Origin of the sequence: Pseudomonas sp. BF-RE-25 (assembly GCF_019956105.1) — a bacterium.
GTDB lineage: Bacteria > Pseudomonadota > Gammaproteobacteria > Pseudomonadales > Pseudomonadaceae > Aquipseudomonas > Aquipseudomonas migulae.
The window spans coordinates 53883-64402 of the sequence record NZ_JAHBDB010000012.1 but is presented as its reverse complement, the minus strand read 5'-3'; the positions used below and the strand labels follow the sequence as shown (position 1 = coordinate 64402).

Here is a 10520-nt window from a genome sequence, read left to right as displayed (position 1 = left end):
TTACCGCGCCAAAACAAGCTCGCCCTAATGAACGGCCCTCACGGTTCGTTTATAGGGCGAGCTTTTTATTTTTTGGAGACCACCGCCCATGGCACTGCACCCGGACATCGAAGGTTTTCTGGAACTGGCCGAGTTCGGCCGCCTCACCGGCAAAAGCCTGCCCATGCACGAGCTGGACCCGACCGAAGCGCGCCAGCAATTCGAACAAACCTCGCAGCTGCTCGACGCCGCACCGATGGGCGCGCTGACCGTGACGGCGGTCAGCATTCCGGCCCGCGATGGCCATCTGCTCAATGCTCGCCTCTACGCTCGGCCGTCGCTGGGCACGCAGGAGCGCCCGGTGCTGCTGTATTTCCATGGTGGCGGTTACGTGGTCGGCAGCCTCGATTCCCACGACACCCTGTGCCGGCGACTGGCGCTGGCGGGTGGTTTTGCGGTGCTGTCGGCGGATTATCGACTGGCCCCGGAACACCGTTTTCCTGTCGCCTACGAGGATGCCGAAGACGTGACGCGCTGGCTTGCCACCACCGGCGCCGGTGCCTTAGGGCTGGACCCTGCACGTATCGCATTGGCGGGAGACAGCGTCGGCGGCAGCCTGGTGGCTTCCTTGTCGATTGCTATCGCCCAGAACCCGCAGGCCTGGCTGCTCACGCCACGGCTGCAAGTGCTGTTGTACCCGGTGATCGACGCCGTGGAAAAACGCCCGTCGCTTGCACGTTTCGCTGAAGGCTACCTGCTGGAAGCGATCACACTGGAATGGTTCTATCAGCAGTATCAACGCAGCGTTGATGATCGCCGCGACTGGCGCTTTTCCCCGTTGTTCGCCGAGACCCTGCAAGGGCTGACACCGACCTTACTGTGGCTGGCCGAATACGACCCGCTGCTTGATGAAGGTCTGGCCTGGGCCGAAAAGCTGCGTGCCGCCGAACAACCCATAGTGCTGGACGTGAAAGCCGGAATGACCCACGACTTCGCACGGATGGGGGAGATGGTCCAGGAAGTGCCAGCGATGCTGGAGCAACTGGCGGCGCAGATCACAGAAAGCCTGTGTTGATGCGTGATCTGTAGGAGCCGGCTTGCCGGCGATGGCCCCACCGCGGTGAATCAGGCAAACCGTGGCGATGCCATCGCCAGCAAGCCGGCTCCTACAATTTAGCGGAGGTCCCGTAGGAGCCGGCTTGCCGGCGATGGCATCACCACGGTGAATCAGACGATCCGTATCGCCCGCATCGTCGGAACGCCGCCCGCAGCAAGCCGGCTCCTACAACCTACGCAACTCCTGTAGGAGCCGGCTTGCTGGCGATAAACGATAACGCGGTCTACCTGACCGAAACCGCACAACCTCCTGCTTTTCCAGACAATCCAGCACCCGATTCATCGCCAATTCCGCCAGCAAGATGACTTGCGAAATGCCAAATTTTGAATAATGGCATTATGATGTTGTTGCAGATGACGGCTCAGGTAGCCTGTACATCGCAGACTGCAAAGCCAGTTTCACACCGCTGACGGTGATTTCCGGCGGCTGCAAACCATCCAACCTCAAGAAGCAAGGACGCTCTATGCGCACTCTGTTTAAGCTTTGGCTCGGCGCGACTATCGTTTCGCTGACCCTCTATCTTCCGTTCTATGTGTTCTCCAACAACGCCATCGACGCTGTCGAAGAGCTGACTCCCATTGACCTGATTCCGGTGACCGGGATGAAGGGCCAAGACCCGGAACAACGAGAGAACATGCTGAAAAGGATGGGTATCGATACGTCCATGGAGCTTGAGGATGCCTTGGACGACAATGATCGTTTGTCTAATGTCGATATCGATTACGTCGACACCGATGAAGCCCGGCAGGTCGAGTTGTCCAGTGGTCTCAAACTCGTGGCGGCAACAGCAGATATTGATGGTGGCAAGCAACTGAAGATCGTTTTCGGCGTTGTGCCGAAGCGCTTTCTGAAAAGTGCCGCTGGCGTTGCAGGTATCGTTGCTTTCCAGATTACCGATGGCAAGCATTCACTTGAGATCATCCATGGCTTGTCTGATGAGCTCTATCTGTGGACGTTGTTTGAGCCCACTGGAAAGGGCGGCGTCGAGTCCGTCGATCGAATGGTTCATCTGTTCGATGCGCATGTCGCCAGAATCGAAGAAGACAAACGTGCCCGTGAGCAGGACCAAGCTGCGCAGGCGAATGCCCAACGCTCAACCCAGGCAGTAGACACTCAGGCAGCTGCGCCACAGGCTCGCCAATTCGAGAGCCGCACCGTCGCGGGTAATCCGAGCCCTGAACAGGTCATTATTTTCCAGTGGGAAGGTCAACCTGCTTACTGTGCGGATGAAGGGGCCGATGGCCCTAATTGCCATGGCGATGGTGCCGCCTTCATTGGGCAGGGGGGGCACAAGGACTATATGGATTCCGGCAGTGCGCTCTGCATTGCAGGTGAGCCGGATTGCAAGCTTCCACAGTATTTTCCGGAAGACGTTCGAGGATAGTCGGCGTAGACGCTCTGGCCAGCAGCGCCCCTGGGCGCTGTATTGAAATCAAGTACCCCGGTCATACCAATCCCCAAAAACAAAACCGGGCCGCAAGCGGCCCGGTGTTGTTCAACATTTAACCTGCACAGCAATCAATAATTAGCCCGCAACGTCAACGTCAGATTACGCGGGTCACCATAGAAGTTAGTCCCCCACGAAGCATCCACGCGATCGTAGTACTTTTTATCAAACAGGTTGTTGCCGGTCAGTGTCGCCGACAGGTTCTCGTTGAACTTGTAGCCCACCTGCGCGGTGGCGATGCCGTAGCCGCTTTGTTCGAAGCGCACTTCACGCTGGTACCAGGTCTTGCTGACCACACGCACGCCGCCGCCGACGCTGAAGTCTTTGAGTGGGCCGTCGGCGAATTCGTATTTGGTCCACAGGTTGAAGTTGTGCTTCGGCGTGATGGTGCTGAAGGTGCTGCCTTCGGTCGCGTCGTCAGATTTCAACAATTTGGTGGTGGTGAAGGCGTAACCGGTGACGATGCTCCAGTTGTCGGTCAGGTTACCGCTCAACTCGGTTTCCCAGCCCTGGCTGCGCGCCTTGCCTTGTGCTTCGTTTCCACCGGTGTCGGCGTTGAATTGAGCACGGTTTTCATCGTAGATGCGGAACATCGCAACGCTGGCATTCAGGCGGCCGTCATAGAACTCGCGCTTGAGGCCGATTTCATATTGCTTGCCTTTACGCGGTCCGATGGGCGAGTTGTCGCTGCCGAGCTCGCTTTGTGGCTTGAACACGCCGGTGTAGCTGGCGTAGGCCGACAGTTCCGGGGTCAGTTTGGCAATGATGGCGCCATAAGGCACGACCTTGCGGTTGATGCTGGTGTGGGCTTCGCCGAAGCTGTTGAAGAAGGCGTTGGCGTTTTTCGCGTCGCTTTCGTACCAGGTCACGCGGCTGCCGCCGATCACGTCGAGCCAGTCAGTGACGTTGAACTTGGCGCGGGTATAGAGGCCGTACTGGTCGGATTTTGACCAGTTGCCGTTGACCCGCTCATAGTCGTTCTTGGGAATATCGATACTGCCCGGGTTGTAGACGTTGATCGGGAAGTACTCGCCGCCGCCGTATTCGAAGTCTTTGTCGAGATGCTGGTACTCGGCGCCCACGGTGAACTCGTGTCTGCGATCCGCGAATTCGAACGGCGTGGTGACGAAGCTGTCGACGCCGATGGTTTTGATGTGGGTGTAGTAGTCATACGCCACGGCCCAGCTGTCACCGGTATCAGGATCGACTGCACCGTCGGCCCAGGTGAAGTTTCGCTGCGGCGTTTCCGCATCGCGGTAGGTGACGGTGGTCTTGAACTGACCGCCGTTGTCCAGCGCGTGATCGACCTCGGCGAAGGACTCCCAGACTTTCTCGTTCAGGGTGTTCCACTTGGCATCGACGAAGGTCGAGCGCGACACGTCCAGCAACTTGCCGTCGGCAAAGGCCGGCAAGCCGAACGCCGGGGTGGAGTGGTTTTGCTGGTAGGCGCCGCCCACCGACAGGGTGGTGGATGGGTCGAGGTCGAATTCCAGGCGACCGTACACCATCGGGCGTTCGTTCTGGGCGGAGTCGACGAAGGATTTGTTGTTTTCGTACGCGGTGATGAAGCGACCGCGTACGGTGCCTTGATCGTTCAACGGGCCGGTGACGTCTACCATCGAGCGGTAGTGGTCATAGGAACCTGCGCCCAGCTCGCCGCCGAGGGCGAATTTGTTCAGGGCGCGCTTGCGCACCACGTTGATGGTGCCGCCGGGTTCGCCAGCGCCTTGATACAGGCCGGATGGGCCGCGCAACACTTCGACACGATCGTACATCGCGAGGTCGAAGCTGGTGCCCATGTCGCCCTGGCCGGTCGGTTGCGATACGCCGTCAACCTGCACCTGGTCGACGAGGAAACCGCGCATGTAGACGTCGTTCAGGCTGGAGCCGGAGTTGTACGTCTTGATGGTGACGCCGGTGACCTGGCGCATCGCGTCTTGCAGGCTGTTCATGTTCTGGTCGTCCATGCGCTGGCGCGTGACGACGGACACTGACTGCGGGATGTCCTTGAGCTTGATGTTGCCCTTGCCGATGCTCACTTGATCGGAGGTGTAGGAATGCGTGCCTTCGGTGGTAGGCCCCGGCGCCACGCCGGAAATGGCGGTCGCACCCAGTTGCAGCGCACTGGAGTTACCCGCGACCGGAATCAGCGAAACGGTGTTGCCAGTCAGTTGAAACGTAATGCCGCTCCCCAGCAGCAACGTATTCAATGCCTGTTCCGGCTCCAGATTGCCGGAAACCGCCGTGGACTTGAGGCCGTTGACCATGTCCTGGCTGTAAAGAATCTGCAGGTCGGTCTGTTGACCCAGTTGCTGCAGCGCGCTGGCCAGCGACTGCGCAGGCACGTTGACGTTCACCGGCGCGGCCTGGACCTGAGAGGTGCCCAGCAGCAACAGGGTCAGCAACGCACCCGGTACGACTGTTCGGAATTTCTTTTGCGGCGCGATGGCCAGTGCCAACGGCGCGCGGGACAGGGTAGGGCTTTGCATTGCTCAAATCGCTCCTAAGGTGTGCAGATTTTTTTAGTTAATGATAATTATTATTAGACGCATCACCCCGACGAAACCGGAAAACAAACTCCGAAAATCGTCGAGGTATTGGGATTCAATGGAGCTCAGGCGGTCGCCCGTTCCGTCACCACACGGCCCGATTCCATGCGCACCAGTTGATCGGCCATGTCGAAATAGCGGTCGTCGTGGGAGATGACGATGATGGTTTTGCCAAGGCGCTTCAGGTCCGGAAGCAGCTCGGTGTAGAAGATCCGGCGGAAGGTCGGGTCCTGGTCGGCCGCCCATTCGTCAAACACCAGCACCGGGCGTTCTTCCAGCCAGGCATTGACCAGTGCCAGGCGTTTACGCTGGCCGGTGGACAGGTCGGTGGTGGTGAAACTGCCGTCCTTGACGCTGACCTTGTGCGCGATTTCCAGGCGTTGCAGGTATTTGTTGGCGTCTTCGGGAATGTGCTGATCGCCCTGCACCACGTCATCGAACAGGTAGTAGTCGGCAAAAATCGTGGTGAACAGTTGGCGGTAGTCGTCACGGTTCTGCGCATCGACACCTTCGCCGTTGAGCAGGATTGCACCTTGTTGCGGCGCATAAAGTCCCAGCAACAACTTGATCAGCGTGGTCTTGCCGCAGCCGTTTTCGCCGACGATGAAAATGATGTCGCCCTGTTCGATGGTCAGGTTCACCGGCCCCAGGCGGAACGCTTCGCTGCCCGGTGCGGCCGGGAAGGCATAGCTGACGTTGTCCAGTTGCAAGCTGTTGACCACGGCCGGTTTTTTGCCGGTGTCGTTGAGCAGCAAGTGCGGCTCGGGCGAGGAAAACCGGCTCGACAGTTCGGCGATGCGGCGGAAGGCAATCCGCGCCCGGCTGACCACCGGCAAGGTGCCGACCAGATGCTCGATGGGGCCTTTCATGTACAGCAGCACCAGGACGAAGCCACTCATCACCGACTTGTCGGCGCTGGGCCAGAACGATTGCAGGGCCAGCGCCAGGCCGATGACCACGAAGAACAGCATCGACCCCAGCGTCTTGGCGATCACGAAGGTATTGATCGAACGCACCTGGGTGTTGCAGATGAAGTCTGCCGTGCCCTGAATGCCCGAGGTGAACATGCGCTGGCGGCGCGGACGGTGAATGCGCAGTTCCTTGGCGCCGCCGGCGATGGCGTTGTAGTGCTTTTGCAATTCGTCTTCGGCGTCACGGGCGGCCATGAAGCCCTTGATACCCTTGCCTTGTGCGTAAAACTGGATGCCGGTGCCGATGGCGATTGCCAGCACCATCATCAGGAACATCGGCCACGACAACAGGGCCAGGTAGCCCATGCAGCCTAGGGTCACGGTCAGGGAAATGGCCAGCGGCGCGAAGGCAAACGCGAAGTCGCTGATGGTGTCGACGTCATGGGTCAGCACCGGGATCAGTCGGTGGCTGCGATAGCGTTCGATCTGTTCGATGGGTGCCGACAGCACCTTTTCCCCCAGCTCTTTGCGCAGCTTGGCGATGATGTGCTGGCCGACGTAATTGGTGCCGATGTCCGAGCAGATCGAACTCGTCAGCGCCAACAGGCAAAGGCTGCCGAACAGTGCGACCACGCCTTGGGTCAGGCCGCTTTCCGAATGCAGGGCATTGTTGATCGTGGCCAGCAGCACCGTCACGCTCAGACCGCCCACCATGCCCAGAATGATCGACAGGCTGACCACCAGCCGGAACGGTTTCAGGAGGGTGAACAATTCATGAATTGCACCGCGCGTAGGCTGGGTCATGAGGAAAGGGTTCCTTGGGTCTTGAGGCAGATACCCAGAAGAACGTGTGGCCAGGCGTTTAATTTAGACGGCCGCCGACTGGCGGCGGTCAGGGGGAAGGGGTGTCAGCCTTTGGACGGCAGATCGCGCACGACGCGGAAACCGATCCAGTCGCCACGGGTTTGCGGGTAGATGTTGTTGCGGTTGCCGGAACGCGAGAACACCGGCGCTTCGCCCCAGTCATTGCCGCGAATCTGCAAGGCTTCGCAGTTGGGTTCGACCCAGGCGCTGCCGTCGGTGGGGGCGCCTACGTAATCGCTGTGCTCGCAGTCGGCGATCCACTCGTAGACGTTGCCGTGCATGTCGTACATGCCGAAGGCGTTCGGCGGGTAGCTGCCGGCCGGGGAGGTGTAGCTGTAGCCGTCGGTTGGCCCGTAAGTATTGGCATGGGTGGCGATGCTGTACTCGGTGCCTTCATCGAACGGGAACGGGAACGGCCCCGTTGAACCGGCACGGGCGGCGTATTCGCGCTGGGCCTCGCTGACGATGTGGTAGTGCTGGCCGGTCTTGAGGGACAGCCACGCGACATACGCGCTGACCTCGGCAAAGTTCATGCACACCGCCGGCTGACGCGGGCTTTGTGGATAACGCGGTTTGCTGTTGATGCACTCGCGGCCGGGGCGGGTATCGCCGTCGGGAATGGTGATCCCGGTTTCTTTCAGGTACTGGTCCCATTCGCCGGCGGTGATCTGGTAACGGCTCATGGCGAACGGCTTGTCGAACGTCACTTCGTGCATCGGGCCTTCATCGGGTTCGCGACCGACTTCACCTTCCGGCGTGCCCATGGTGAAAGTGCCGGCGGGCAGCACCACCATTTCCGGGCAGTTGCGGCAATCCTTGAACACCTTGCCCGGCAGCGGTGCGGTGGTGGCCTGGGCGGCGCCGGGCAGCGCGGTGCCGAGCAATGCCAGGATTGTCAGTGCCCCGAGTTTTGGGAGCGACAACCCGAGTCTGTGCAGGATGTTTTTCATATGCATTCTCGCTAAAGGAAATCGGTGTTTCAGAGCTTGCTGGCCAACAACGTCATGACGCGGTCGATGTGCGCCTCGGTGTTGAGCAGACCCGGCGACAGGCGAATGATCGGGCCGACATCGCGGTCCACGGCATCGCAGACCACGCGCTGGTCCATCAGGAAATTGGCGACTTCTTCGCAGTCGCGGTTCTTGATCCGGAAGAACGTGAAGCCGGCGGAATACTCGGGCGACAACGGCGTGACAAGCTCCACCGACGGATGCTCCTGCAAGCGCTCTTTCAGGTAGCTGTTGATTTCATGGATGCGCGCCTGAACCTCGGCCTTGCCCAGGTCCAGATGCAACTTGAAGGCTTCGGTCAGTGCCCAGCGGTGTTCAAACGAGTGATAGCCGCCGTAGGTCATCACGGTCGAAAACGTGGTCGCTTCGGAGAACGTCGGGATGGTCGGCGTGAGGTCCTTCATGTCATCGGAGCGCGCGCAGATGATCCCGGTGCCCCGTGGGCCGAACATCCATTTGTGGGTGCCGGCAATGAAGTAGTCGCAATGCATGTCCGGGAAATCGAGGTTTTCCACGCCGAAGCCGTGGACGCCATCGACCACATAAAGGATGCGATCCTTTTCCTCACGGTCGCGGTTTTTCTCGGCGACCAGTTTGCCGATTTCGCCGATGGGCAGCTTCACACCGCTGCCGGAATGCACCCAGGTCATGCCGAGCACGCGGGTCTCGGGGCGAATGTTGCGGGCAATCGAGGCCAGTATTTCTTCGCTCGAGACCTTGTGCGGGTCTTCGAACAATTTGATTTTGCGAACCTTCGTACCGTCCTTTTGCGTGCGGAACTCAAACACGCTGTTGGCGGCGTAGTGCTCATGTTCGCTGGTCAGGATTTCCTGGTCCGGGCGCACGTGAAGGCCGGCGTAAATCATCGCCAGGCCTTCGGTGGTGCTGCCGGTCAGGGCGATCTGCGAGGGCTTGGCTTTCAGGTAACGGCCGGCCCACTCGCGCACGTCTTCTTCCCGGCGTTCGGTTTCGCCGCGATGCCAGTCCATCGCCAGGCCCGGGTTGCGGTCGAGGTTGGCGCGGTGCATCTCGATGGCTTCGCGCACGGGACGCGGGTGTGAGGTCACCAGGAAATTGGCGAAATGCAGGTAATCGGGATCCTGATTGAACAGCTGGCGAAACTGCGCCCATTTGTCTTTGGGCAGCGGTGCCGGCGTGGCGGCCAGTGCCGGCAGGCTGACCGCTGAACCCAGGGGAATGGCGGCCGCGACAATGCCGGCCTGCTTGAGGAATGTACGACGGTTGGTCATGAATTCGGTTCGCTTGGCAAAGTGAATGTCAGTGTTTGGCGACGGGTCTGGAGGACTTCTGCACCTGATCCCAGACGCGCAGGAAATTGCCGCCCCAGAGCTTGGCGATGTCGGCCTCGCTGTAACCGCGGCTGATCAGTTCGGCGGTCACGTTGCGTGCCTCGCTGACGTCTTTCCAGCCGTTCAGGCCGCCACCGTCGTTGAAGTCGGAGCTGATGCCGACGTGATCGATGCCGATTTTTTTCACGGCGTAGTCGATGGCGTCGCCGTAATCCTTGAGGGTGGCCTTGGGTTCTTCATCGACAATGCCGTAGAGCTGACTGGCGTATTCGCCGAAACGCTGTTCCGACCACACGGTGATCACCGGGTCGCCCGGCATCAGCGCCATCTCCAGGCCTTGCAGCGGTTGCAGGTCGAAACGCGCACGCAGGGCGTTGAGTTTGTCCTGGGTGCCCTGGCTCAGCGGCTTGATGTAGGTCGGGAAGCCGACGATCTGCACCACGCCGCCGCTGTTCTTGATCAGCTGCATTTCGCTGTCGCTGAGGTTGCGCGGGATGTCCACCAGCGCCCGTGGCGCCGAGTGCGAGGCGACCATCGGTGCGCGGCTCAATTGGCTGACTTGTTCCAGGGCCTTGGTCGACATTTGCGACACATCGATGATGACCCCGAGGTCGTTCAGGCGATGCACCGCTTGCTTGCCCAGCTCTGACAGGCCGCCCAGCGCATCACGGGAATCATTGAAAAACGGCAGCGGCCGGGACGAATCGGCCCAGGCGTTGTTGCCCACGTAACTGAAACCGAACATGCGCATTCCGCGCGCGGCCCACTTATCCAGGGCGTTGACGTCGTTGCCCAGCGGGTAGGCGTTGAGCATGCTGATGAACACGGCGAACTTGCCCTCGCCGTGCAGGCGTCGGAAATCGTCCGGGGTGTAGGCAATGGCCACCTGATTGGGGAAGTCGCGCACCAGGGTGGTGATGATTTTGTAGCGAGTCTCCTGCTCGTGACGGGCTTCGTCGATGAATCCGGCGGTCGGGCGGTGCGGGGCGTTGTCGCCGTTCCAGATTTCGGGCCAGCCGAAAATGGTCAGCGCCGCGCCGGACAGGCGACCCCGCGCTGTCTTGACCAGGTCGAACTGGCCGCTGCCGTCCTTGTCGGCCTCGTTTTCGGCGGTGCCGAAATCCATGGGCACGGTGATGTGGCTGTCAAACGAGAGGATGCGTTCTTGCAGTTCATCGGCCTGTTTCATCACCGCGACCGGGTAGCCGGGGTTGTCGTTGAACCAGTAATCCCAGGCCGCAAACCCTGCCGCGCCAGCGATGGCCAGCGCCAGGGGCAGGCCAATGAAAAGAGCCTTTTTCGAACGAGGTTTTGTCATTGCCATCTCAGTCAG

7 protein-coding genes are annotated in these 10520 nt (G+C 60.1%); 2 read left to right on the top strand and 5 right to left on the bottom strand.

All coding sequences use genetic code 11. From position 1 onward, the window contains the following. Nucleotides 1-88: 88 nt before the first annotated feature. Nucleotides 89-1054: an alpha/beta hydrolase gene (locus tag KGB24_RS07455; RefSeq protein WP_223414199.1), complete on the top strand. Its 966-nt coding sequence runs from the start codon at nucleotides 89-91 to the stop codon at nucleotides 1052-1054. Between the two features lie 505 nt (nucleotides 1055-1559). After that, entirely contained in the window at nucleotides 1560-2480 is a 921-nt protein-coding gene (locus tag KGB24_RS07450) for a hypothetical protein (protein WP_223414200.1), read from the top strand. A 134-nt stretch (nucleotides 2481-2614) separates the two neighbouring features. Here the strand turns inward: KGB24_RS07450 and KGB24_RS07445 are convergent, their stop codons facing one another. The 5 genes from KGB24_RS07445 to pvdM all read right to left on the bottom strand — a co-directional run bounded on the left by KGB24_RS07445 (nucleotide 2615) and on the right by pvdM (nucleotide 10505). Beyond that, nucleotides 2615-5032, bottom strand: a complete 2418-nt coding sequence (locus KGB24_RS07445; protein WP_223414201.1) for a TonB-dependent siderophore receptor — start codon at nucleotides 5030-5032, stop codon at nucleotides 2615-2617. Nucleotides 5033-5157: 125 nt separating this feature from the next. Beyond that, nucleotides 5158-6807, bottom strand: coding sequence for a cyclic peptide export ABC transporter (locus KGB24_RS07440; RefSeq protein WP_223414202.1), 1650 nt, complete (start codon nucleotides 6805-6807; stop codon nucleotides 5158-5160). A 104-nt stretch (nucleotides 6808-6911) separates the two neighbouring features. Continuing rightward, on the bottom strand, nucleotides 6912-7817 hold the full coding sequence (locus tag KGB24_RS07435) for a formylglycine-generating enzyme family protein (RefSeq protein ID WP_223414203.1): 906 nt from the start codon (nucleotides 7815-7817) through the stop codon (nucleotides 6912-6914). Between the two features lie 29 nt (nucleotides 7818-7846). Then, nucleotides 7847-9127: an aminotransferase class V-fold PLP-dependent enzyme gene (locus KGB24_RS07430; RefSeq protein WP_223414204.1), complete on the bottom strand. Its 1281-nt coding sequence runs from the start codon at nucleotides 9125-9127 to the stop codon at nucleotides 7847-7849. Nucleotides 9128-9155: 28 nt separating this feature from the next. Beyond that, on the bottom strand, nucleotides 9156-10505 hold the full coding sequence (pvdM, locus tag KGB24_RS07425; protein ID WP_008032325.1) for a pyoverdine-tailoring dipeptidase-like protein PvdM: 1350 nt from the start codon (nucleotides 10503-10505) through the stop codon (nucleotides 9156-9158). Nucleotides 10506-10520 lie beyond the last annotated feature (15 nt).